This window comes from Sphingomonas gei, from assembly GCF_004792685.1.
In the GTDB taxonomy this organism is placed as follows: domain Bacteria; phylum Pseudomonadota; class Alphaproteobacteria; order Sphingomonadales; family Sphingomonadaceae; genus Sphingomonas; species Sphingomonas gei.
Genome location: NZ_SRXT01000004.1, coordinates 252464 through 273738, shown reverse-complemented (window position 1 = coordinate 273738; position 21275 = coordinate 252464). Strand labels below are relative to the sequence as shown.

Below are 21275 nucleotides of genomic sequence, written 5' to 3'. Positions count from 1 at the left end.
CGCACTAGCCCGGCCGTATGACAGATTCTTGTCAACCGGCCCAGCGCCCTCGCGCACGCGGATTTACGTCAGCCGCGGCAATAGCCTTCGCCTGGCTTCACGGTGAGGCAGTCTTTCTTCCCGGCAAGATATTTGAGCCCGGTCGCAACGCCATCGGTGGCACGCAGCACCTGCGCGCCGTCGGGGCGGCGGAAGGCGATGCCGGCATCCCTGCCGGTGCCTTCGAAGCTGCCCTTGTCGTCGAGCGTGTATTGCATCTCGAGCTTGTATCGGCCGGGGCCGTCGCCTTTGGCGATGACGAGATAGGTGCCTTCGACTCCGATCCAGCGGCCGATCCAGGCGTTGCGATCGACCGGAGCGGCGATGTCGGAGACGGTATTGCCGAGCGAATCAGCGCCTTGCTCGACGGCGTTGGCGACCGCCGCTCCGGTCGATGCGACGGCGTTGCCGCTCTCCTGGGCAGTCTGGTCGGCCGTGCTGCAAGCCGAAAGGCCAAGCACGAGCGGCGCAAAAATCGCGAGGCGCATCACATTTTCTCCAGTGGCCGCCCGCGCCAATGCGGCGCGGGCGATGTTCGAATCAGCGGGTGTTGTTGTCGATCGCGTTGCCAGCGTCACGGGTGCCCTCGGCAAGGGTGTCGCCGACGTCGTCGGCGGTATTCTCGATCGCCCGGCCTGCGCGATCGGCGCCGTTCTCGATCATGTCACCGGTCTTGGCGGCGGCATTTTCGAGGCTATCGCCCGTGTCTTCGACCGCGCTCGCCAGATTGTTCTGCGAACTCTCCGAGCAGGCGCCCAGAGCGAGGCCAAGCGCGAGCGCAGGCGCCAGGGCGAGAAGTGATTTGCGCATTTCGGTCTCCAGAGATTGTCCCGTCTAGCCAGCACAGGCCCGAGGGCGTAGGGAGCGCGGCATGCCGCGCCGTATCGCCATAGCCTCGGATCATGCCGCCTTCGTCATGAAATCGGAACTCGCCGAATGGTTGCGTGGCGAAGGCCATGAGGTGCTCGATCTCGGCCCCGCCAACGCCGACAGCGTCGATTATCCCGATTTTGGCTATGCCCTCGCCGGCGCGATCGCACAGGGCGAAGCCGATCTCGGCGTGGCGCTGTGCGGATCCGGCATCGGCATCTCGATCGCAGTCAATCGCAATCCGGCAGCCCGCTGCGCGCTCGTCTCCGAGCCGCTTTCGGCCAGCCTCGCGCGCCAGCACAACGACGCCAATGTCGTGGCGCTCGGCGCACGCCTGATCGGCACCGAAATGGCCAAGGCGTGCGTCACCGCCTTCCTCGACACCGACTTCCTCGGCGACCGCCACCAGCGGCGCGTGGACAAACTCAGCCATCCCGAAAGGAGCCCCGCATGAGCACCAACCCCCAGATGGCCGGGCTGCAGCCCGACGGCTTCTTCACCAAGAGCCTGGCCGATGTCGATCCGCAGGTCTTTGCCGGGGTGCGCCACGAACTGGAACGCGAGCAGCACCAGATCGAGCTGATCGCCAGCGAGAACATCGTCTCCAAGGCAGTGCTCGAAGCCCAGGGCTCGGTGTTCACCAACAAATATGCCGAGGGCTATCCCGGCAAGCGTTATTATCAGGGTTGCCACCCGTCCGACGAAGTCGAGACGCTGGCGATCGAGCGCGCCAAGCAATTGTTCGGCTGCGGCTTCGTCAACGTCCAGCCGCATTCGGGCGCGCAGGCCAATGGCGCGGTGATGCTCGCGCTGACCAAGCCCGGCGACACGATCATGGGGCTCAGCCTCGATGCCGGCGGCCATCTGACCCACGGCGCCAAGGCGGCGATGTCGGGCAAATGGTTCAATGCGGTGCCGTACGGCGTCGATCCGAGCACGCATCTGATCGACTTCGACCAGGTCGAGGCGCTCGCCAAGGAGCACCGCCCGAAGCTGATCATTGCCGGCGGCTCGGCCTATCCGCGGATCATCGACTTCGCCAAGTTCCGCGCGATCGCGGATGAAGTCGGGGCGATCTTCATGGTCGACATGGCCCATTTCGCCGGACTGGTCGCGGGCGGCGCGCATCCGACACCGTTCGGCCATGCGCATGTCGTCACCACCACCACGCACAAGACGCTGCGCGGCCCCCGCGGCGGCATGGTGCTGACCGATGACGAGGCGATCGCCAAGAAAATCAACAGCGCGGTGTTCCCCGGCCTGCAAGGCGGCCCGCTGATGCACGTGATCGCCGCCAAGGCAGTCGCGTTCGGCGAGGCGCTGCGCCCCGATTACAAGAGCTACATCACGGCGGTGGTCGAGAACGCCAAGGTGCTGGCGGCGACACTCAAGGAGCGCGGCGCCAACCTCGTCTCGGGCGGCACCGACACGCACTTGGCGCTGGTCGACCTCACCCCGCTGGGCGTCACCGGAAGAGATGCCGACGAAGCGCTCGAGCGTGCGGCGATCACTTGCAACAAGAACGGCATTCCCAACGATCCGCTGCCGCCGGTCAAGACCAGCGGCATCCGCGTCGGCTCGCCCGCCGGCACCACGCGCGGCTTCGGCACCGGCGAGTTCCGCGAGATCGGCAATATGGTCGCAGACGTGCTCGACGGGCTTCGCAAGAATGGCGAGCAGGGCGACGCGCAAGTCGAGGCCAATGTCCGCGAACGCGTTCGTGCGCTGTGCGAACGCTTCCCCATCTATCCGGAGCTCTAATTGCGCTGCCCGTTCTGCGGAAATGAAGACAGCCAGGTGAAGGACAGCCGCCCCACCGAAGACGGGGCGGCGATCCGGCGGCGGCGGCAATGCGAAGCGTGCGCCGCGCGCTTCACGACGTTCGAGCGGATCCAGCTGCGCGACTTGACGGTGGTCAAGAACCAGGACCGGCGTGAGCCGTTCGAGCGCGACAAGCTGATCCGATCGGTGACGCTCGCCGCGCGCAAGCGCCCGGTGACGTCGGCGCAGATCGAGCGGCTGGTCTCCGGCATCCAGCGCCAGCTCGAGACGCTGGGCGACAGCGAAATCCCGTCACAGCGGATCGGCGAGATGGTGATGGACGGGCTCAAGGGGCTGGATTCGGTCGCCTATATCCGCTTCGCCTCGGTTTATAAGGACTTCCGCGAGGCCAAGGATTTCGAGGAATTCGCCGGCAACGTGACCGAGGCGGGCAAGACGTGAACCCGGTCATCGTCCTCGTCCGCCCGCAACTGGGCGAGAATATCGGCAAGGCCGCGCGCGCGATGCTCAATTTCGGGCTGACCGAAATGCGCCTCGTCACTCCGCGCGATGGCTGGCCCAATCCGTCGGCGGGGCCCGCCGCGAGCGGCGCGGACGTGGTACTCGAAAAGGCGCAGGTCTTCGCCAGCGTCGCCGAAGCGGTTGCCGATTGCGGGCACGTCTATGCCACCACGGTGCGCAAGCGCGGGGTGACCAAGCCCGTGGTTACCCCCGAGACCGCCGCGGCCGAGATCCGCGGCGCGGCCGAGCGCTCGGCGATCCTGTTCGGCCCCGAGCGTTCAGGGCTCGAAACCGACGATGTCGCGCTCGCTCGCACGATCATCACCGTCCCGATCAATCCCGAATTCGGTTCGCTCAATCTCGCGCAAGCGGTGATCCTCGTCGCGTATGAGTGGTCGAAGGGCGCGGCGCTGGCCAGCCCACCCGCCACCGAGCTCGATCCGCCGGCGCCGCAAGAGGAGCTGGAAGGGATGATTGGCCAGCTCGACGCGATGCTCGAGCAATTGGGCTATTATTTTCCGCCGCACCGCGTGCCGGTCAATCGCCGGACGCTGCGCAGCCTGCTAACCAAGCCGGGCTGGACTTCGCAGGAAGTGCGCACGCTGCGCGGCGTGTTCTCCGCACTCGACGGCAAAAAGACGCATCGCAGCAACTGATCGCGCGACGATATTGTCTCCCGAGCGGAGATGCGCTTTAATCGCTCCGACTGAACCGGGAGATCTCGATGCGTTTCTTGCCCCTGATCGCGATGATCGCGCTGGCCGCGCCGTCGGCTGCGCTCGCACAGGACGCGTCGCCGCCGGCCGAGACCGCGAAGCCGGACGAGAAGCCCGTCTGCAAGGTGACCGGCACCACCGGGTCGCGGCTGCGCAAGACGCGCTATTGCATGACCAAATGGGAAGCCAAGATCGACGCGGAGAAGTCCAAACGCGATCTCGACCAGATGCGGCGGACCGACACCGCCCCCGGCGCGGCAACGCCCTTCTGACGAACGCTGTTCAGCGTCGGTCGAACGCCTCGAGCTCATAAGCGATCGAGGCCTCGACCAGTCGCTCCCACAGATCGGCCACGGCTTGCTCGGGGACGCCGGCAGCGCGGGCATGCGCACGCGCATTCGCAATGACCTGTGCCTTGCGGGCCTCGTCGCGAACATGGCCGCGCTCGGGTTTGATGCGCGCGGCGGCCTCCATATAGCCGAAGCGGCGCGCGAGCAGGCCGACCAGCGCGCGGTCGACTGCATCGACGCCAGCGCGGACCTCGACCATCGTCGTGCAGTCTTCGGGATCGACAGTGTCTTGCATGGCATGCCATTGGCGGGTGGCCGCGCGCCTGTCCAGCTTGACTCGGCACCACCCAGCCGCTAACCGCGCGCCTTCGCAATGGCCCCGCACCCCGGTGAAGCGGTGGCCCTGCCCTCAGCGATGAGCAAGTAGAGCGAGTACCGGGAACAACGTCGTTCGTATTGCAAAGGATCATCTATGTCGAAGCGCTCCAGCGCCAAGCACAAGCTCGACCGCCGGATGGGCGAGAACATCTGGGGTCGCCCGAAGAGCCCGGTCAACAAGCGTGAATACGGCCCCGGCCAGCACGGCCAGCGCCGCAAGGGCAAGATGTCGGACTTCGGCATCCAGCTGCGCGCCAAGCAGAAGCTCAAGGGCTATTACGGCGACATCACCGAGAAGCAGTTCAAGCGCTCGTACGAAGACGCTTCGAAGATGAAGGGCGACACCGGCCAGAACCTGATCGGCCTGCTCGAAATGCGTCTCGACATGATCGTCTATCGCGCCAAGTTCGCGCCGACGATCTTTGCCGCGCGCCAGCTGGTCAATCACGGCCATGTCCGCGTCGATGGCGACAAGTGCAACATCGGTTCGCGTCGCATCAAGCCCGGCCAGATCGTGTCGCTTTCGTCCAAGGCGCAGGAAATGGCGCTGGTGATGGAAGCACAGAGCCTGTCCGAGCGCGACATTCCCGATTATGTCGTTCCCGAGGGCGCTTCGAAGATCACCTTCACGCGCATTCCGACGCTCGACGAAGTGCCCTATCCGGTGCGCATGGAGCCGAATCTGGTCGTCGAGTTCTACTCGCGCTAAATTCGGATCCGGTCCGGGAGAAACAAGGGCGGTCGCGTGCGACCGCCCTTTTTCGTGTCAGGGCTTGAGCTTGAGCGAGGTCCGCAGGAACTGGTCGGCGCGCGCCAGCATCGTCGTGCGCGCGGTGCCGTCGTCGAGATAATGATCGAGCCCGTCGAATTCGACGAAGTCGACGCTGCCCCCGGCTTCGCGGAGCTTGCCCGCCATCAGCCGCGATTCGCCGATGCCGACATTCAGGTCCTGGTCGCCGTGGAACAGCAGCACCGGCGCCTTGATCCTTTTGGCATTGCGCGCCGGGGATCCTTCGCGGACATGATCGCCGTGCCCGATGCGCGCGTCGACTTGGGGGAAATTGACATATCCGCGCGATTCCTCGCGTAGCGTCTCCAGATCGGTCACCGGCGCAATGGCGACGATCGCCTTGAACAGATCGGGATCGAGCACCGACGATTGCAGCGCGGCATAGCCGCCATAGGACCAGCCCAGAATCGCGAGTTGGTCGGCGCGGCCGATTCCCTGGCCGACCAGCCACCGTCCGCCGTCATTGACGTCGCCGATCGCGGTCCGCCACGACTGGTAGCCGTTCTTCTGGAACCAGGCATCGCCATAGCCGCTCGAGCCGCGGAAATTGGGCTGGAGCACTGCGAAGCCGCGCGCGGCGAAGAACTGGGCGAGCCAGTCGAAACCCCATTCGTCGCGTGCCTCCGGGCCGCCATGCGGCATCACGATGGCGGGAAGATTCCTGCCATCGCTACCGGCCGGCAGCGTCAGATATCCGGGAATGCGGGTTCCGTCGGCCGCTGGGAACTCGACGGGCTTGACGTTCGCGAGCGCCACGCCGGCGAGTCGCGGTCGGCTCGTCAGCACTTCCTCGAGCTTCCGGCTCGCTTTATCGTAGAGATAATAAGTGCCCGGATCATTGTCGCTGCCGGCGAACATCAGCAGCTTGCTCTCGTCGGCGTTGGAATCGACGAAGGTGACCAGCGGCTTGCCCGGAAGCGCCTTGCTCAGCGCGATGCGTAACCGCTGAAGTTCGGGATCGAAGAACTCGACCTGCCGCTTGTCGGTAGCATAGCTCGCGCCCACCACGCGCTCCTGCCGCCCGATGCGGATCAGGCTATCGACATCGACCTGCGGATGCGAAAGCACCAGCGACCGCTTCAGCGTACCGTCGAGTGCCACGCTGTACAACGCTCTGCGACCGTCGATGCGATCGAAGCCATATACCACGTTGGCGGTGCTATCGACCGCATAGGGATTGAACCCTTTGGGCATACCCCCGCCGACATCGAGCGCGCCGAGCTCCTTCCAGTCGCGCGAGCCCGGCAGTCGATAATGATAGTTGATGATGTCGCCCGAATAGCCCGATGTCCGTTCGGGGCGAAGCCCCATGACCCGGACGTTGCCATGGCCGTCGCTGATATAGTCGACCGCCGATGTCTTGGGCTGCTCGAGCGTTTTGCGCCGCAGGCTGGTGGCATCGATGAGTTCGACGCCGAGCCCCTCGCGCGAGCTGGCGAGGTGTGTCCCGGTGGTCTGCTCTGGAATGAATTCGCGCGTCATCACCAGCGAGCCGTTAGCGCCCTCGGGTCCCCAATCAATGATGGCACCTCCCGACTGGGCGACGCCGAGCGACCGCGGGGTATTCGACGCGGTCAGGACCTTCAGGTCCGATCCGTCCAGATTGAGCGACACCATCCGCGTGAAGGCCAGCTTCACGCTATCCTGCTGGATCATGAAGATGTCGCATACGATCCGGCTGTTGCTAGCCCAATGGCATTCGGACAGGCGGTCCGGCTTGCCGCTTGAGTGCAATATCCCTTTCATCGCGCCGCCTTCGACCAGGTCGGCGATCATGAGCGTGGCGCCGGGGCCGCCGTCCGGCTGTATCACTGCGACGTGGTTGCCATCGGGCGAGAGGCTGATTTGCTGGACGGCCTCGCGCGCGCCGAACTGCGCCGCTTGCGGCGTCTGCGCCGCCGCGGGCGCGACCAGGCACAGCGGCAAGCTCATTGCCACGATCTTGTTGATCACGAGACCCCCTCGAACAGCTTCGAGGGGGCAGCCTAAAGCGAACTGGCTAGGTTGCAAGACAGGGCTTGCGACCGGTAAATCGGACTGTCACAGTTTCCGCATCCTATCGCTTCGCAGGAATCTGGCATGCATATCGCCTTGCTTCTGGTTTCATCGCTGCCGGCTCGCATCTCGTGACTGCGTTGCGCTTTTCCCATTTCATTGCCGGCACCGTCTATACGGTCTCGAGCGGAGATCAGGCCTGGCCGCTTGCGCTCGACAAGGTGCAACCCCTATCCGATTCGGGACGCGAAGGCGGATCGTTTCGACTGGAATTCCTGGGGCCCGCCGATCCGGTCCTGCCGCAGGCGACCTATAGCTTCAGCAACAGCGACGCGACGCAGGATATCTTCATCGTGCCGGTCGGCCGCGAGGGCGGCGGCATCCGTTACGAGGCGGTGTTCTACTAGGCCGCGGGCCGCCATTGCCACAGATCATAGGCGCCGCGATCGTCGTCGAGGATCGTGAAACCCAGCCGCGCATATAGCGTGCGCGCCGGGTTGTTCTTCTCGACATGGATGGTGACGTTTTTGCCGCGCGGCGCAATTTCGGCGAACAAGTCGCGCAACAGTGCCGCGCCGATTCCCTGCCCGCGTGCCTGCGGTGTCAGCGATATGTCGACGATCCGGATTTCCGTCGGCATTTCATACAGATACAGTCGCCCGATCGCCGCGCCGCCGCGTTCCACGATCATCGCGTCCATGCCGCGATAATGCTGCTGGTAATGCGCGTGCTGCGCGGCGTGTTGCTGGAGCAGGAACGCCTGTTTGGTCTCGGCCGGCCAGGGGATCGGCGCCAGCTCCTCCGCGCGCGTCGAAGCATAGAGCGCCGCGGTGAAAACCAGATCCTCGTCCTCCATCGGTCGTAACGCGACGCCGAGAGCCGCAGCCTTGATGAGGGGCAACACGGCCCGCGCTAGCCCCGCGGCGGAAACACGCCCTGCAAGGCGATGCAGAAATACAAGGTGAGATACGGCATCATGTTGTTGTGCGGTTGATTTCCGCCGGCGGGCGCCAGCGCACCGGGGTTCATCGCCTTGAGCGTCGTGTTGTTCGAGTAGATATTGCCGTTTTTGGAACGCGACAGGACATTGCCCTTTGGAATGTTGGTCTCGGCCTCGTCGGAGTTCGAGACCACAAGCGCATGCGGATGCATCGGAATCTCGGATTCGAGCAGCGTCACGGTTTCCGAGCCGCCGATCTGGCCGAGATCGTAGAACCCCAGCCCCGGGCCCTGCCCGGGATGAAACGGCACCCTCCCCTGCAGATCGGGAAGCGCGAAATTGCTCTTGCCGTTGCCGCCATAAGTAGTGCCCAGTAGCGAGAACAAGGCGGTATTCTGCGACAGCGGCAATAACTGCCCGTCGCACCATGCCCAGCCTCTGGGCGCGAAGTTGAACGGGAAGACCCGGATTTCGGCGACGAACGGATCAGCCACGAAGCGGCTCCTCAGGTTGGGCTCGGGAAGATCCCGAACAGCGAGATGATGAAGTCGATGCAGAGATAAGGCTGCATGTTCTCGTGCGGCTGGTTTCCGCCGACCGGGGTTATCGACGTTGCGCCGATCGGGTCGGCGGCCTGCGCATTGATGAAGGCGTCGACACCCGTGGATTTGCCGATCACATTGTTCGTCGCCGCCTGCGCGGTGGCGGTGTTGCCCGATGCGAGCAATGGATGCGTGTGCGCCGCCATCTGCTGTACCGTCAGCGTGACTTGTTCGACGCCCGCCATCTGGGCGAGGATGAAGCTGTTGCCCTGATGCAGCGGAACCCGGCCGCGCAGATCGGGCAATGCGAAGGTCTCCTGACCGTCGCCGCCATATGTCGTGCCGATCAGCTGGAACAGCGTCTCATTCTCGGAGATCGCCAGAAGCTGGCCTTCGCAGAAACTCCAGCCGGCGGGCGCGAAATTGCCCGCGAACATCCGGATTTCACCGATATAAGGTTGCGCCATCGGCCCGGCTCCTCAATTTTGCGAGGGGAAGATGCCCTGGAGCGCGATGCACCAGGACAGCGTCAAATACGGCTGCATGTTGATATGCGCCTGGTTTCCGCCGACCGTGCTCACCGAAGTGGCGCCCATCGCATCGAGCGCCGCCGGGCCGGTGTACAGATCATTCGGTGCCGAGCCGCCGAGAAACTGGCTGGCACTGGGGATGTTGGTGTTTGCGGTGGTCTCGGTCGCCTGCAGCGTGTGCAGATGCGTCGGCAGTTCGGCGATCGTCAGGGTATGCGCCTGCTCGCCGCCGCGTTCGCCCAACGCGTGACCGCCGCCGACATGCATCGGAACCCGGCCGCGCAGATCGGGTAGCGCGAAGTTGACCTGGCCGTTGCCGCCATAAGTGGTGCCAAGCAGCGAGAAGAGCGCCTGATTCTGATTGATCGGCAGCAACTGACCGTTGCACAGCGCCCATCCTTTCGGCGCAAAGACAAAGGAAAAAAGCCTCAGCTCCGACAAAAACGGCTCAGCCATGCCTGATTCCCCCCCGGTTGATACGCAATCTACTCGCGTAACGAAGTTGGGCAAGTATTATTATGCATCACCACCGCCTGTTGATGAAAACTCTTCGCAAGTCGATGTTCTTACTCAGAAAGATGCCTTAGGTAACAGGAATGAAGCGCGATCAATTGTATTGATCAACGCGCTCGCCCTGATGCTGGCGGAATCCGATGTTCCCCGCCGTCGCCAAGGCGCGCATCTTTGGAACCTCAGTTGCGGGGTCCCATGGGCTAAGCACCGGCGACCCCGGCCAGACCTCCGCGCGACTGCGACGCTTGCGAGGCCGGAGTGCTGCTGCCACACTCCCTGCCATCCGCTTCCGTAAGGAATTTACATGCGCATCCTGGTTTCCGCCGCTTTACTCCTCACCAGCACAGCCGCGATTGCGCAGACTGCGCCGCCGCTCTCGGTCGACACGCTCAAACAAGTCACCGAGCGGCTTTCGTCGGATGAATTCGAGGGCCGCGCGCCGGCCACCGCAGGCGAGGAGAAGACGCTCGCTTATCTCGTCGAGCGCTTCCAGAAGGCCGGGCTCAAACCAGGCAACAAGGGGAGCTGGTTCCAGGACGTGCCGCTGGTCGAGATCAGCGGGCAGAATGTGTCCGCGCTGACCTTCACCGGAGGCAAGGCGCCGGTCAGCCTCGATTACCGCAAGGACATGGTGATCGCGACCTATCAGGTCACTCCGAAGACCCAGGTCAAGGACAGCGACGTCGTCTTCGTCGGCTATGGCATCAACGCCCCCGAGCGCGGCTGGAACGATTATGCCGGAGTTGATGTGAAGGGGAAGACCGTCGTCATCCTGATCAACGATCCCGATTGGCAGACCCCGGGGCTGCAGGGCGAATTCGGCGGCCGGGCGATGACCTATTACGGCCGCTGGACCTACAAATTCGAAGAAGCCGCGCGGCAGGGCGCCGCCGCGGCGATCATCATCCACGATACCGAACCCGCGGCCTATGGCTGGGGGGTGGTGCAATCCTCCTGGACCGGGCCGCAGCTCGAGCAGGATACGCCGGGCGACCATATGGACCAGTCCAAGGCGATCGGCTGGATCCAGCAGGACAAGGCCAAGGCGCTGTTCGCCAGCGCGGGCAAGGATTATCCGGCGCTGCTGGAAGCAGCGAAACGCAGGGGCTTCAAGGCGGTGCCGCTGGGCGTCAAGGCAAACGTGTCGTTCGACAGCACGATCCGCCGCCAGGCTTCGAAGAACGTCGTCGGAATACTCCCCGGCAACGAGCGGCCCGACGAAGTCGTGCTTTACTCGGCGCATTGGGACCATCTCGGGCGTTGCGACGCAGTGAACGGTGACGACATCTGCAATGGCGCGCTCGACAATGCCTCGGGCACCGCGGCCTTGGTCGCGCTCGCCGAAGCGCATGTGAAGGCCGGGCCGGCGAAGCGCAGCTTGGTCTTTCTCGCGGTCACCGGCGAGGAATCGGGGCTGCTCGGCTCCAAATTCTATGCCGAGAATCCGGTATATCCGCTCGCCAGGACGGTTGGCGGAGTCAATATGGACGGCGTCAACAATGTCGGCCGGGCGAAGGACTTCGTGCTGGTTGGCGTCGGCAAGTCCGAGCTCGAGGATCTGGTGAAGCCCTTCGTCGCGGCGCAGGATCGGGTGATCGTCCCCGAGCCGACGCCCGAGCGCGGCTATTATTACCGTTCGGACCATTTCAGCATGGCCAAGCTCGGCGTGCCGATGCTGTACGGCGAGAGCGGCGAGGATCTCCGCGTCGGCGGCAAGGAAGCCGGCAAGAAGGCTTCGGACGATTATACCGCCAACCGCTATCACAAGCCGCAGGACCAATATGATGCGAGCTGGAACTGGGACGGCGCCATCGAGGATCTGAACATCTTCTACGGGCTCGCCCGCCAGCTCGCCGAAGGGTCGAACTGGCCCAATTGGTATCCGACCGCCGAATTCCGCGCGATCCGAGACAAGAGCCGCGCGGGGAAGTAAGAGCGCGGCCATGATTCTGCCGCCTCCTCCTGAATGGGCCCCGCATGACGCCGTGTGGATCGGCTTCCCGAGCCATCCCGAATTGTGGCTCGAAGACCTCGAACCGGCGCGGGCGGAAGTCGCCGCCTTCGCCCGCGCGGTGCATGCCGCGGGGCGTGGCGAGAAGGTGATCCTCGTCGCCGCCGACGCCGAGGCGGCGATCGCCGCGGAGCTTGCCGCGGCGGGCACGGCACAGGTGGTGGTCGAGCCGTTCGGCGATATCTGGCTGCGCGATACCGGCCCGATCATCGACGGCGCCGGCCGCGCGCACGATTTCCGCTTCAACGGCTGGGGCGGGAAATACGATCTCGAAGGCGATTCGGACGTCGGGGCACGGCTGGCGCGCAGCAGGGCGCTCGCAGTCGAGGCGCATGGCTGGATCCTCGAGGGCGGCGCGATCGACGGCGACGGCACCGGGCTGTGCGTCACCACCGAGCAATGCCTGCTTAATCCCAATCGCAACCCGAACCTGACCAAGGCGGAGGTCGAGGCGCTGCTCGCCGCCGATCTCGGCTATTCGCGGGTGCTGTGGCTCGGCGACGGATTGCTCAACGACCATACCGATGGGCATGTCGACAATCTCGCTCGCTTCGTCGGCGAGAACCGGTTGCTGATCCCGCAAGCGACTGACAACGACCCCAATTGGCGAGTCTATCAGGATGCGGCGCAGCGCGCCGAGGCCTTCGGAGTCGAAGTGGTGCGCTTCCCGTCGCCCGGCCGGGTGCTGAGCCCCGAGGAAGAGATCGTGCCCGCGAGCTACATGAACTTCTATATCGGCAACGCCGCGGTGGTCGTTCCGGTCTACGGCCAGGACAATGACGGCGCTGCGATCGCCGCGCTGGAAGCGCTTTTCCCCGGCCGGCAGGTTGTCGGCCAGCGCGCCGATCATATCTTGACCGGCGGCGGCAGCTTCCATTGCATCAGCCAGCAGCTTCCGCGGCTCTGAGGAATTCCATGACCGAGATTAATGTCGCGGCGCTCCAGCTCGCCTTCACCAGCGATATAGACGCCAACATCAAGGCAGTCTCCGAACTCGTCCGCGAGGCCGCGGGCCGGGGCGCGCAGGTCGTGCTGCCGCCTGAATTGTTCGAAGGCGAATATTTCTGCCGCGTCGAGGACGAGGCGCTATTTTCCAACGCCAAGCCGGTGAACGAGCACAAGGCGGTGCTGGCGATGCAGCATCTCGCCGCCGACCTCGGCATCCATATCCCGACCAGCTTCTTCGAAGCCGATGGGCCGCATCACTATAACAGCCTGGCGATGATCGGCCCCGACGGGCTCGTCGCGGGCGTCTATCGCAAGAGCCACATCCCCGATGGGCCGGGTTATGAAGAGAAATTCTATTTCCGCCCCGGCAATACCGGGTTCAAGGTGTGGAACGGCCCCGGCGCGAAGATCGGCGTGGGAGTGTGCTGGGATCAATGGTATCCCGAAACCGCACGCGCGATGATGCTGATGGGCGCGGAAGTGCTGTTCTATCCGACTGCGATCGGATCCGAGCCGCATGACGACAGCCTCGATACCGCGCGGCTGTGGCGCCGCGCGATGGTCGGCCATGCGGTGTCGAACGTCGTGCCCGTGGTCGCCGCCAATCGAATCGGCACCGAGCACGGCCAGACCTTCTACGGCACCAGCTTCATCACCGACGAGCGGGGCGACATCCTCGCCGAACTGGGCCGCGAAGAGACCGGGGTGATCACCGCGCGGCTCGACCTGGATCGCGTCAAGCGGCATCGCGCCGCGTTCGGCTTCTTCCGCGATCGCCGGCCCGAGCTTTACGGGCGGCTGGTGCAAGACATCTGACGTCCGAGGACGTGCCGAGACCCATTTATGCGATCGCCCTGGGCTCCAACCTGCGGGGGCGCCACGGCAGCCCGGAAGCCGAGATCGCCGCAGCGCGCGCGGCGCTCGCGGCGCTCGGCGCCGTAATCGCGGTCTCACCGGTATTGCGGACTCCGCCGCTCGGACCCTCGAAACGCCGTTTCGCCAATGCCGTCGCGCTGATCGAGACTGACGAGAGCCCACCGGCGTTGCTCGCCCGGCTCAAGGCGATCGAACGCAGCTTCGGCCGTCGGCGCGGACGCAACTGGGGTCCGCGGGTGATCGACCTTGACATCCTGCTGTGGTCCGAAGGCACTTGGGGCGAGCGGAGGCTGACCGTGCCGCATATCCGCTTTCGCGAGCGCGACTTCGTGCTGCGGCCGCTACTGGCGGTTGCGCCCGACTGGCGCGATCCGGTCACCGGGCTCAGCGTGCGGCAGATCGCCGGGCGGCTCGGCAAGCGCTGAAGCTACCCCGTCAGCATCGACTCGGCGAGCAACAACAGCAACTTGACGTCGATCGCGACTCCCTCGCCCCGCTTCTGCGCGACCAAGGCGGGAACGTCGGCCAGCGCGACACGGTGGACGACGATGTCCTCGCCTTCAACGCCGCCGCCTTCGCTCACCTTGATGAGCCCGGTCGCTCGCACCAGCGTGAAGCCTTCGCTGACCATACCCGGCGAGGCGTGGAAGAAACCGAGGTCCTCCGCCTGCGCGCAGCGATACCCGGTTTCCTCCTCGAGCTCGCGCCGGGCGGCGTCGAGCGCGGTATCGCCGTCGTGCGTGTCGCCGATCAGCCCGGCGGGAAGCTCGAGACAGCGCCGTCCGAGCGGCACGCGGTATTGCTCGACGAGAAGGACATGATCGTCCGCGTCGATCGCGACGATCACGGCCGCCTCGATGCCGCGCGCGCGGGCGACATATTCCCATTTGCCCTGCCGCTTCGCAGTGATCCACTTGCCTTGCCAGACGGTCTCGACCGGCTCTTCGGGAATGCTCATAATTCGATCAGACGGTCCGGAAGCTCATTGGTATCGCCTTCGCTGCGCGGGAAATGCTCGGCGAGGACATAGCCGATCTGTGTCACTGCCGCGGCGAGCCCGTCGCCGGGCCGCCCAGCCTTCACTGCGACGATCAGCGCGGCCATCGCCTCGCCCCACACTTCGGCCTGCACTTTCGAATGGATCGATTCGTCGGCGATGATCTCGGCGCGATGCTCGGCGAGGCTCAGATAGAGCAGCACGCCGGTCGCCGCCTTGGTGCGCTTCTCGGCAGCGGTGCGGAACAGCGTCATCGCGCGGGCATGCACGCGGCGCGTCTTGGTCGCGCCCGGGGTCAGCGCGATGCGCAGCGCATCGAGCGCGAGAAGCACGCGCGCGACAAGGAACGTCGCCGCCATCAGGATCAGCGCGAAAGTGAGGTACCAGCGCGGCGGGGTGTCCGACCAGGCGTCGACCAGTAAGGCATGGAGCCATTCGACCGGCGCGGGCTGCCAGGCGAGCAGTGCCAGCACGAACAGCATAATGAGCACAGCCCAGTGCAGCGCGACGTCGTGATAGGCATCCGAACGTCCGGCGACCACGGTGACGATCTCGCCATCGGTGGTGAGTTCGGCTGCGGACACGGCTGCGGTCACCCGCGCATGATCGGCTTCGGTCAATCGCATCACCAGCTCCCCGAGGCGCCACCGCCTCCGCCTGATCCGCCGCCGCCCGAGAAGCCGCCACCGCCACCGCCGCCCCAGCCGCCACCACCGCCGCCCCAGCCGGACGGGCCGCCGCCATCCGAGCCGCGGCTCATTTCGTTGGCGATGCTCCACAGGATGATCGGCAAGGCGCCACCATCGCCGCCACTCCGATAGCGCCGCGCCCCCCAGGGTCCCTTACGGCGCCGGCCTCCGAACCCACGCGCGAACATCGGCAGCAGCACGAACAGGAAGATGATACCCCAGAAGACCAGAGCGATCGGGAAGCCGCCGCCGCTGCGCTTGGTCTGCGTACGCGAGGCGCTCGCTTTGTCGGCCGCCGCTTTCGCCCGGGCCTCGGCAGCTTCGAGCGGCAGCTTCATCTGCTCGCCGATCGCCCGCGCACCGGCGACGATGCCGCCGGGCATGTCTCCCGCCTTGAAGCGGGGCAGAATGGTTTGATTGATGATCGTGCTCGACATTGCGTCGGTCATGATCGGCTCGAGGCCATAGCCGACTTCGATTCTCACCTTGCGCTCATTGGGCGCGACAATCAGGATTATACCGTTGTTCGCTTCCTTCTGGCCGATCCCCCAGGTGCGGAGAAGCTGATAGCCGTAATCGGCGATGTCATAGCCCTGCAGATCGGGGATGGTGGCAACGACGAACTGGCGCGTCGTCGACTTGTTGATGTCCTCGGCCAGCGCGGTGATCTCGGCCTTCTGCGCCGGGTCCAGCAATTTGGCGGCGTCGACCACCGGTTCGCGGTCGCGCTTGGGGAAATTGGGCTGCGCCTGCGCTGCGAGCGGGAGGAGAAGCAGCAGGGCAAGCAGGAACCGCAGAAAACGCATCACCTGATCTCACGAATAAGAGCCGCGCGGCCGGTGCCGATGCCCCCAACCGCGCAAGCGAAAAGCAAACGTGCGATCAGCTGCCGTTTCCGAAATCGACCGTCGGCGCCTTGTCCGCGCCCGCTTGGGCCTGGAACGGCGTCATCGGCTTGGAGCCGTAGAAGATCTTGGCGCCGACCGCGTCGGGGAAGGTGCGGATGCGGGTGTTATAGGCCTGCACCGCGGTGTTGTAGTCGCGGATCGAGATCGCGATCCGGTTCTCGGTGCCTTCGAGCTGATCCATCAGCGTCTTGAAGTTGCCTTGGCTCTGTATCTGCGGATAGGCCTCCTGGAGCCGCTGGAGCCGCTGGAGCGAGAGCGACAGCCCGTTCTGCGCCTGATTGAAGGCCGAGACCTTGGCGGGATCGGTTAGATCGTCGCCGGTCACCTGGATTTGGGTCGCCCGCGCACGTGCGCTGACCACATCGTTGAGGATCTTGCCTTCGGATCCCGCGGCACCCTTCACCGTCGCGACGAGATTGGGGACCAGATCCGCGCGACGCTGATAGTTGGTCTGGACATCAGCCCAGCGCGCCTTGGCGCTCTCCTCCGCGGTGGGCACGCTGTTGAGCCCGCAGGCGGAGAGCAGGACGGCGCCGGCAAGGGCGAGGGCGGCACGAAACTTCATCACCTTGGTGATCCTCCGGATCTGATTGGTGGTGTCTTATACGACAGTAACACTGGAGCCCGATAGCGAAATCGGACATGAAGCGTAACGAACGCTGACAATGGAGGTTTGTGCCATGTGGAAGGAATTCCGGACGTTCATCGCGCACGGCAACGTGCTCGACCTCGCGGTGGGCGTAATCATCGGCGCGGCGTTCGCCACGATCACCAAGTCGCTGACCGACGACATCATCATGCCGGTGATCGGCGCGCTCTTCGGCGGGCTCGATTTCTCAAGCTATTTCATCAAGCTCGGCGCGGTCCCCGCCGGATATACCGGCTCGCTCTCCGACTATGCGGCGCTGAAGGCGGCGGGCGTGCCGCTGCTCGGCTTCGGCCAGTTCGTCACCGTGCTGATCAACTTCCTGATCCTCGCCTTCCTGATCTTCCTGCTGGTGCGCTTCGCCAATCGCGTGCTGCGCCGCGAGGAGCCGGCGGCGGTCGATACGCCCGAACCCGCCGACGTGGCGCTGCTCCGCGAGATCCGCGACGAACTGAAGCGGCGCAACACCCTCTAGGCGGCGGCGAGTTCCTCGGCGACGGCACCGGCGAGGTTGGTGCCGTCGAGGATGCGCGCGGTCTCGTCGCGCACGCGCGCCATCGCGTGGCGGATCGCGCACGTCGCTTCGTCCTTGCAGTCGTTGCACGGGCGATAAGCGGTACGGCTGACGCAGGGCACGAGCGCGAGCGGACCCTCGATCACCCGGATGATCTCACCGAGCGAGATCAGGTGCGGCGGGCGAGCGAGGCGATAGCCGCCCATCTTGCCGCGAGTCGACAGCAGGAAGCCGGCTTCGCGCAGATCCGCGAGGATCAATTCGAGGAATTTGCGCGGCACATTTGCTTCGGCGGCGATGCGGTTCATCGGCACTGGCCCGGTCGCAGCCTGTTGCTGAGTGAGGAAAAGCATCGCGCGAAGCGCGTAGCGGGACCGCTGGGTCAACATGATGCACCTCCATGCCAAGCCGAGGCTTCGCTGTGAACCCCCTAGCGGTTGCAACCTGACCTTTTCATTAAGCGAAAGGCGCCCTATATGAGTCGTGCCGGGTTCGCCCGGCTATGGGGATAAACGACGGCGTGCAATAGGCGCAGCGGACCCGGGGGCAGTACCCGGCGGCTCCACCATAACCGGTGGTGTATCTGGACACCGTTTCTGACGGGGCCGAACCAGGATCGACGTGTGTTGAAAAGCGCCGACTATCTCTCAGCGTGGGCCACTGTGACGGTCTGAAACACAAGTGCCAACGATAACGAAGCACTCGCTATTGCGGCGTAACCCCACGGCCTAACGGTCTAAGGTTATTCTGAAATGCGCGGTTGGACCGCACCGGGCAACAGAAGCGGATTCCAGCGGTACGGGGGGCACCGGGCAACAGAAGCTCCCCACTTCCCTTCAGAGGTCTTGCTGGCCTCGCGCGCGCCTCGCGATGCGAAAAGCGACCGGGCGACAGTCGGGGACCGCCGCCCGGCCAAGACCCCGCAAGGCGAAACCCTCGGAACCTCATTTGCCGATATAAGTTACGGTGACCAACGGAATGCTAGCGGGGCCTTCCGGGAAATTGCCGTACGGGTTTACCGCATTCCGGTGTCTCGGCACACGGCCGAGGCGCATCCGGGAGCATCTCCCCGTCGGGATTGCTCCCGTTGTCTTGCGCCATTGAAGGGAGATCCTCGCGCGCAAGCAGGCGCACGAAGCGCTTCATCGATCCCATAACCACTCTTTTTGCGACCTTTCCGGGCACAGCGAGCGTGCCCCGCGCCCGTTCCGCCGGTTCGCGGTTAACGCGGCGAACGGTGTCGGCGCAGGGGTCGGACCGAACGAAAAAGGGGCCCGGTTTCCCGGGCCCCTCTTCTTGCTTCGATGCCGCGAGGCTCAGTCGTCGTTACCGCCGGTGAGGAACGCCGGCAAGCCGATATCCTCGCCGCCCTTGTCGGCGTTGTCGCCGCCTTCGCGCGCCGGACGCGGACCGCGGTCGCCACGGCCTTCGCCGCGCGGACCACGATCGCCGCCGCCTTCGCGACGCGGACCACGATCCCCGCCGGGGCCACGGCCACCGCCGCCGCCGCGCTGGCGGTCGCCGCGGTCACCGCGATCGCCACCACCGCTGCGCGGACCACGATCGCCGCCTTCGCGGGGCTCGCGCGCCGGACGGGTGTCTTCGAGCTCGGCGCCGGTCTCCTGATCGACGACGCGCATCGACAGGCGAACCTTGCCGCGCGGATCGATCTCGAGGACCTTGACCTTGACTTCCTGGCCTTCGCTGAGGACGTCCGAGACCTTCTCGACGCGCTCGTTGCGGATCTCGGAGACGTGGACGAGACCGTCCTTGCCGCCCATGAAGTTCACGAACGCGCCGAAATCGACGAGGTTGACGACCTTGCCGTCATAGACCTTGCCGACCTCGGCCTCCTCGACGAGGCCCTTGATCCACTTGATCGCGGCTTCGATCTGCGCCGGATCCGAGGACGAGACCTTGATCACGCCTTCGTCGTCGATGTCGACCTTGGCGCCGGTGGTGGCGACGATCTCGCGGATCACCTTGCCGCCGGTGCCGATGACTTCGCGGATCTTCGACTTGTCGATCGTGAAGGTCTCGATGCGTGGTGCGTGCGCCGAGAGTTCCTCACGGGTGTGATCGAGCGCCTTGGCCATTTCCGCCAGGATGTGGATGCGGCCTTCCTTGGCCTGGTCCAGCGCGACCTTCATGATCTCTTCGGTGATGCCGGCGATCTTGATGTCCATCTGCATCGTTGTGATGCCTTCGGACGTGCCCGCAACCTTGAAGTCCATGTCGCCGAGATGATCCTCGTCGCCGAGGATGTCGCTGAGAACCGCGAATTCCTTGCCCTCGAGGATGAGGCCCATCGCGATGCCCGAGACCGGGCGCGTGATCGGCACGCCGGCGTCCATGAGCGCGAGCGAACCGCCGCAAACCGATGCCATCGACGACGAGCCGTTCGACTCGGTGATGTCGGAGGTCAGGCGGATCGTGTAGGGGAACTCTTCCTTGCTGGGCAGCACGCCGTGCAGCGCGCGCCATGCCAGCTTGCCATGGCCGACTTCGCGGCGGCCCGGCGCGCCGAACCGACCGACTTCACCGACCGAATAAGGCGGGAAGTTATAGTGCAGCATGAAGTGCTGGTAGCTGAGGCCACCGAGACCATCGATCATCTGCTCGCTGTCACGCGTGCCCAGCGTGCAAGTCGCGATCGTCTGGGTCTCGCCGCGGGTGAACAAGGCCGAGCCGTGCGACCGCGGCAGGAAGTGAACTTCCGCCTCGATCGGACGAACCGTTTTGGTGTCGCGGCCGTCGATGCGGCGGCCTTCCTTGAGGATCGCGGTGCGGACGATGTCCGCCTCGAGCTTCTTGACCAGCTTGAGCGAGGCCAGATAGGCCTGCGGATCGCTGTCCTTGAGGTCGGTCAGGCCGTCGCGGGCCTTGGTGCGCGCCTCGTTGATCGCGGACTGACGGGCCTGCTTGTCGGTCAACTTATAGGCTGCCTCGAGGTCCTTGCCGATCAGCTTCTTGAGCTTGGCCTTCACTTCGACCTTGTCGTCCTGGACCTTGAGTTCCCAGGGCTCCTTGGCGGCCTGCTCGGCGAGCTTGATGATCGCGCCGATCACCTTCTGGCTCTCGCGATGCGCGAACATCACGGCGCCGAGCATGACCTCTTCCGAAAGCTCCTTGGCTTCGGATTCGACCATCATCACGGCGTCCTGAGTCGCCGCGACGACGAGGTCGAGAAGCCCCGAAGCGACCTGCTCATCGGTCGGGTTGAGGATATAGTCGCTGCCGTCATAGCCGACGCGCGCAGCGCCGATCGGCCCCATGAAGGGCACGCCCGACAGAGTCATCGCGGCAGAGGCGGCGACCATCGCGAGGATGTCCGGCTCGTTCTCCCCGTCATACGACAGGACCTGCGCGATGCAGTTGATCTCGTTGTAGAAGCCCTCGGGGAAGAGCGGGCGGAGCGGGCGATCGATGAGGCGGGAGATCAGGGTCTCCTTCTCGGTGGCGCCGCGCTCGCGCTTGAAGAAGCCGCCCGGGATACGACCCGCGGCAGAGAACTTCTCCTGATAATGAACGGTCAGCGGAAAGAAGTCCTGGCCTTCCTTCACGTGCTTGGCCGCGGTCACGGCGCACAGCACCACGGTTTCGCCGAGCGTCGCGATCACCGCGCCGTCGGCCTGGCGGGCAACCTTGCCCGTTTCGAGTGTCAGCGTCTTGCCGCCCCACTCGATCGATACAGTCTTCTTGTCGAACATTGGATTTCCTTCACTCCCGCTGCCAGATGCGGCGGGGGCCTATGTCCGGGCTATCCGGCCCGGGTCGGTTCGGGATGGTCTTCATCCCTG

The 21275-nt window shown here is 64.9% G+C and carries 26 protein-coding genes and 1 other RNA gene; 13 read left to right on the top strand and 14 right to left on the bottom strand.

The window, feature by feature from the left end; genetic code table 11:
- Window positions 1-68: 68 nt before the first annotated feature.
- Window positions 69-527 carry a hypothetical protein gene (locus E5A73_RS11175; RefSeq protein WP_206366464.1) on the bottom strand — a complete coding sequence of 153 codons (459 nt, stop codon included), beginning with the start codon at window positions 525-527 and terminating at the stop codon, window positions 69-71.
- Window positions 528-579: 52 nt separating this feature from the next.
- The gene (locus tag E5A73_RS11170; RefSeq protein ID WP_135963907.1) at window positions 580-849 is read right to left on the bottom strand and encodes a hypothetical protein; all 270 of its coding nucleotides are present in this window, start codon (window positions 847-849) and stop codon (window positions 580-582) included.
- 61 nt (window positions 850-910) lie between these two features.
- Here E5A73_RS11170 and rpiB point away from each other — a divergent pair, with 61 nt between their 5' ends.
- The 5 genes from rpiB (at window position 911) to E5A73_RS11145 (ending at window position 4180) form a co-directional block, all read left to right on the top strand.
- Window positions 911-1363 (top strand): ribose 5-phosphate isomerase B, encoded by a 453-nt coding sequence (gene rpiB, locus E5A73_RS11165; protein WP_135963906.1) that lies wholly within the window; start codon window positions 911-913, stop codon window positions 1361-1363.
- Window positions 1360-2670: a serine hydroxymethyltransferase gene (glyA, locus tag E5A73_RS11160; protein WP_135963905.1), complete on the top strand. Its 1311-nt coding sequence runs from the start codon at window positions 1360-1362 to the stop codon at window positions 2668-2670. Before rpiB ends, glyA begins: the two co-directional genes overlap by 4 nt.
- Complete coding sequence (gene nrdR / locus E5A73_RS11155; RefSeq protein WP_135963904.1) at window positions 2671-3132, top strand: transcriptional regulator NrdR; 462 nt, start codon at window positions 2671-2673, stop codon at window positions 3130-3132. It begins immediately after the preceding gene.
- Window positions 3129-3848 carry an RNA methyltransferase gene (locus E5A73_RS11150; RefSeq protein WP_135963903.1) on the top strand — a complete coding sequence of 240 codons (720 nt, stop codon included), beginning with the start codon at window positions 3129-3131 and terminating at the stop codon, window positions 3846-3848. The genes nrdR and E5A73_RS11150 overlap by 4 nt, the downstream gene beginning before the upstream one ends.
- A 68-nt stretch (window positions 3849-3916) precedes the next feature.
- On the top strand, window positions 3917-4180 hold the full coding sequence (locus E5A73_RS11145; RefSeq protein ID WP_135963902.1) for a hypothetical protein: 264 nt from the start codon (window positions 3917-3919) through the stop codon (window positions 4178-4180).
- Window positions 4181-4190: 10 nt separating this feature from the next.
- On the opposite strand, the gene E5A73_RS11140 is transcribed toward E5A73_RS11145, so the two are convergent.
- On the bottom strand, window positions 4191-4493 hold the full coding sequence (locus E5A73_RS11140) for a chorismate mutase (RefSeq protein ID WP_135963901.1): 303 nt from the start codon (window positions 4491-4493) through the stop codon (window positions 4191-4193).
- 177 nt (window positions 4494-4670) lie between these two features.
- On the opposite strand from E5A73_RS11140, the gene rpsD reads away from it, so the two are divergent.
- The gene (gene rpsD / locus E5A73_RS11135; protein ID WP_135963900.1) at window positions 4671-5285 is read left to right on the top strand and encodes a 30S ribosomal protein S4; all 615 of its coding nucleotides are present in this window, start codon (window positions 4671-4673) and stop codon (window positions 5283-5285) included.
- A 57-nt stretch (window positions 5286-5342) separates the two neighbouring features.
- On the opposite strand, the gene E5A73_RS11130 is transcribed toward rpsD, so the two are convergent.
- Window positions 5343-7319: an alpha/beta hydrolase family protein gene (locus E5A73_RS11130; protein WP_240700135.1), complete on the bottom strand. Its 1977-nt coding sequence runs from the start codon at window positions 7317-7319 to the stop codon at window positions 5343-5345.
- 173 nt (window positions 7320-7492) lie between these two features.
- On the opposite strand from E5A73_RS11130, the gene E5A73_RS11125 reads away from it, so the two are divergent.
- On the top strand, window positions 7493-7768 hold the full coding sequence (locus E5A73_RS11125) for a DUF6916 family protein (protein WP_135963899.1): 276 nt from the start codon (window positions 7493-7495) through the stop codon (window positions 7766-7768).
- Here the strand turns inward: E5A73_RS11125 and E5A73_RS11120 are convergent.
- The 4 genes from E5A73_RS11120 to E5A73_RS11105 are packed head-to-tail and all read right to left on the bottom strand — an operon-like array spanning window position 7765 to window position 9829.
- A complete protein-coding gene (locus tag E5A73_RS11120) occupies window positions 7765-8265 on the bottom strand; it encodes a GNAT family N-acetyltransferase (protein WP_206366463.1) in 501 nt (166 codons plus the stop codon). The two genes, E5A73_RS11125 and E5A73_RS11120, sit on opposite strands and share 4 nt — an antisense overlap.
- Window positions 8266-8273: 8 nt before the next feature.
- A complete protein-coding gene (locus E5A73_RS11115) occupies window positions 8274-8795 on the bottom strand; it encodes a phage tail protein (RefSeq protein WP_135963898.1) in 522 nt (173 codons plus the stop codon).
- Between the two features lie 11 nt (window positions 8796-8806).
- The gene (locus E5A73_RS11110) at window positions 8807-9310 is read right to left on the bottom strand and encodes a phage tail protein (protein WP_135963897.1); all 504 of its coding nucleotides are present in this window, start codon (window positions 9308-9310) and stop codon (window positions 8807-8809) included.
- A 12-nt stretch (window positions 9311-9322) separates the two neighbouring features.
- Window positions 9323-9829 (bottom strand): phage tail protein, encoded by a 507-nt coding sequence (locus tag E5A73_RS11105; protein ID WP_135963896.1) that lies wholly within the window; start codon window positions 9827-9829, stop codon window positions 9323-9325.
- A gap of 361 nt (window positions 9830-10190) precedes the next feature.
- Between E5A73_RS11105 and E5A73_RS11100 the strand changes: the two genes are divergently transcribed.
- The 4 genes from E5A73_RS11100 to folK are packed head-to-tail and all read left to right on the top strand — an operon-like array spanning window position 10191 to window position 14146.
- Window positions 10191-11819, top strand: a complete 1629-nt coding sequence (locus tag E5A73_RS11100; RefSeq protein WP_135963895.1) for a M28 family metallopeptidase — start codon at window positions 10191-10193, stop codon at window positions 11817-11819.
- Window positions 11820-11829: 10 nt separating this feature from the next.
- Entirely contained in the window at window positions 11830-12804 is a 975-nt protein-coding gene (locus E5A73_RS11095; protein WP_135963894.1) for an agmatine deiminase family protein, read from the top strand.
- 8 nt (window positions 12805-12812) lie between these two features.
- Window positions 12813-13661: an N-carbamoylputrescine amidase gene (gene aguB / locus E5A73_RS11090; protein WP_135963893.1), complete on the top strand. Its 849-nt coding sequence runs from the start codon at window positions 12813-12815 to the stop codon at window positions 13659-13661.
- An 11-nt stretch (window positions 13662-13672) separates the two neighbouring features.
- On the top strand, window positions 13673-14146 hold the full coding sequence (gene folK, locus E5A73_RS11085) for a 2-amino-4-hydroxy-6-hydroxymethyldihydropteridine diphosphokinase (protein WP_135963892.1): 474 nt from the start codon (window positions 13673-13675) through the stop codon (window positions 14144-14146).
- Between the two features lie 2 nt (window positions 14147-14148).
- Here the strand turns inward: folK and E5A73_RS11080 are convergent, their stop codons facing one another.
- The 4 genes from E5A73_RS11080 to E5A73_RS11065 all read right to left on the bottom strand — a co-directional run bounded on the left by E5A73_RS11080 (window position 14149) and on the right by E5A73_RS11065 (window position 16880).
- A complete protein-coding gene (locus tag E5A73_RS11080) occupies window positions 14149-14679 on the bottom strand; it encodes an NUDIX hydrolase (RefSeq protein ID WP_135963891.1) in 531 nt (176 codons plus the stop codon).
- Entirely contained in the window at window positions 14676-15344 is a 669-nt protein-coding gene (locus E5A73_RS11075; RefSeq protein ID WP_135963890.1) for a TPM domain-containing protein, read from the bottom strand. The genes E5A73_RS11080 and E5A73_RS11075 overlap by 4 nt, the downstream gene beginning before the upstream one ends.
- Window positions 15344-16213, bottom strand: a complete 870-nt coding sequence (locus E5A73_RS11070) for a TPM domain-containing protein (protein WP_135963889.1) — start codon at window positions 16211-16213, stop codon at window positions 15344-15346. The genes E5A73_RS11075 and E5A73_RS11070 overlap by 1 nt, the downstream gene beginning before the upstream one ends.
- Before the next feature lie 76 nt (window positions 16214-16289).
- Window positions 16290-16880 (bottom strand): LemA family protein, encoded by a 591-nt coding sequence (locus E5A73_RS11065; RefSeq protein ID WP_135963888.1) that lies wholly within the window; start codon window positions 16878-16880, stop codon window positions 16290-16292.
- Between the two features lie 115 nt (window positions 16881-16995).
- On the opposite strand from E5A73_RS11065, the gene mscL reads away from it, so the two are divergent.
- A complete protein-coding gene (gene mscL / locus E5A73_RS11060; protein ID WP_135963887.1) occupies window positions 16996-17436 on the top strand; it encodes a large conductance mechanosensitive channel protein MscL in 441 nt (146 codons plus the stop codon).
- Here the strand turns inward: mscL and E5A73_RS11055 are convergent.
- Window positions 17433-17864, bottom strand: a complete 432-nt coding sequence (locus E5A73_RS11055) for an RrF2 family transcriptional regulator (RefSeq protein WP_135963886.1) — start codon at window positions 17862-17864, stop codon at window positions 17433-17435. The two genes, mscL and E5A73_RS11055, sit on opposite strands and share 4 nt — an antisense overlap.
- 57 nt (window positions 17865-17921) lie before the next feature.
- On the opposite strand from E5A73_RS11055, the gene ssrA reads away from it, so the two are divergent.
- Window positions 17922-18267: a transfer-messenger RNA gene (ssrA, locus tag E5A73_RS11050) on the top strand.
- Between the two features lie 524 nt (window positions 18268-18791).
- Here the strand turns inward: ssrA and pnp are convergent.
- The gene (gene pnp, locus E5A73_RS11045) at window positions 18792-21185 is read right to left on the bottom strand and encodes a polyribonucleotide nucleotidyltransferase (protein ID WP_135963885.1); all 2394 of its coding nucleotides are present in this window, start codon (window positions 21183-21185) and stop codon (window positions 18792-18794) included.
- Between the last annotated feature and the right edge of the window lie 90 nt (window positions 21186-21275).

What these genes read in the sequence shown, in the direction of transcription:
- mscL (WP_135963887.1), top strand. Translation starts at nt 16,996, where the DNA reads ATGTGGAAGGAATTCCGGACGTTCATCGCGCACGGCAACGTGCTCGAC.
- rpsD (WP_135963900.1), top strand. Translation starts at nt 4,671, where the DNA reads ATGTCGAAGCGCTCCAGCGCCAAGCACAAGCTCGACCGCCGGATGGGC.
- E5A73_RS11075 (WP_135963890.1), bottom strand. Translation starts at nt 15,344, where the DNA reads ATGCGATTGACCGAAGCCGATCATGCGCGGGTGACCGCAGCCGTGTCC.
- pnp (WP_135963885.1), bottom strand. Translation starts at nt 21,185, where the DNA reads ATGTTCGACAAGAAGACTGTATCGATCGAGTGGGGCGGCAAGACGCTG.
- E5A73_RS11080 (WP_135963891.1), bottom strand. Translation starts at nt 14,679, where the DNA reads ATGAGCATTCCCGAAGAGCCGGTCGAGACCGTCTGGCAAGGCAAGTGG.
- E5A73_RS11170 (WP_135963907.1), bottom strand. Translation starts at nt 849, where the DNA reads ATGCGCAAATCACTTCTCGCCCTGGCGCCTGCGCTCGCGCTTGGCCTC.
- E5A73_RS11100 (WP_135963895.1), top strand. Translation starts at nt 10,191, where the DNA reads ATGCGCATCCTGGTTTCCGCCGCTTTACTCCTCACCAGCACAGCCGCG.
- E5A73_RS11145 (WP_135963902.1), top strand. Translation starts at nt 3,917, where the DNA reads ATGCGTTTCTTGCCCCTGATCGCGATGATCGCGCTGGCCGCGCCGTCG.
- glyA (WP_135963905.1), top strand. Translation starts at nt 1,360, where the DNA reads ATGAGCACCAACCCCCAGATGGCCGGGCTGCAGCCCGACGGCTTCTTC.
- E5A73_RS11140 (WP_135963901.1), bottom strand. Translation starts at nt 4,493, where the DNA reads ATGCAAGACACTGTCGATCCCGAAGACTGCACGACGATGGTCGAGGTC.
- E5A73_RS11095 (WP_135963894.1), top strand. Translation starts at nt 11,830, where the DNA reads ATGATTCTGCCGCCTCCTCCTGAATGGGCCCCGCATGACGCCGTGTGG.
- E5A73_RS11175 (WP_206366464.1), bottom strand. Translation starts at nt 527, where the DNA reads ATGCGCCTCGCGATTTTTGCGCCGCTCGTGCTTGGCCTTTCGGCTTGC.
- E5A73_RS11065 (WP_135963888.1), bottom strand. Translation starts at nt 16,880, where the DNA reads ATGAAGTTTCGTGCCGCCCTCGCCCTTGCCGGCGCCGTCCTGCTCTCC.
- E5A73_RS11110 (WP_135963897.1), bottom strand. Translation starts at nt 9,310, where the DNA reads ATGGCGCAACCTTATATCGGTGAAATCCGGATGTTCGCGGGCAATTTC.
- E5A73_RS11055 (WP_135963886.1), bottom strand. Translation starts at nt 17,864, where the DNA reads ATGTTGACCCAGCGGTCCCGCTACGCGCTTCGCGCGATGCTTTTCCTC.
- aguB (WP_135963893.1), top strand. Translation starts at nt 12,813, where the DNA reads ATGACCGAGATTAATGTCGCGGCGCTCCAGCTCGCCTTCACCAGCGAT.
- rpiB (WP_135963906.1), top strand. Translation starts at nt 911, where the DNA reads ATGCCGCGCCGTATCGCCATAGCCTCGGATCATGCCGCCTTCGTCATG.
- E5A73_RS11105 (WP_135963896.1), bottom strand. Translation starts at nt 9,829, where the DNA reads ATGGCTGAGCCGTTTTTGTCGGAGCTGAGGCTTTTTTCCTTTGTCTTT.
- E5A73_RS11070 (WP_135963889.1), bottom strand. Translation starts at nt 16,213, where the DNA reads ATGCGTTTTCTGCGGTTCCTGCTTGCCCTGCTGCTTCTCCTCCCGCTC.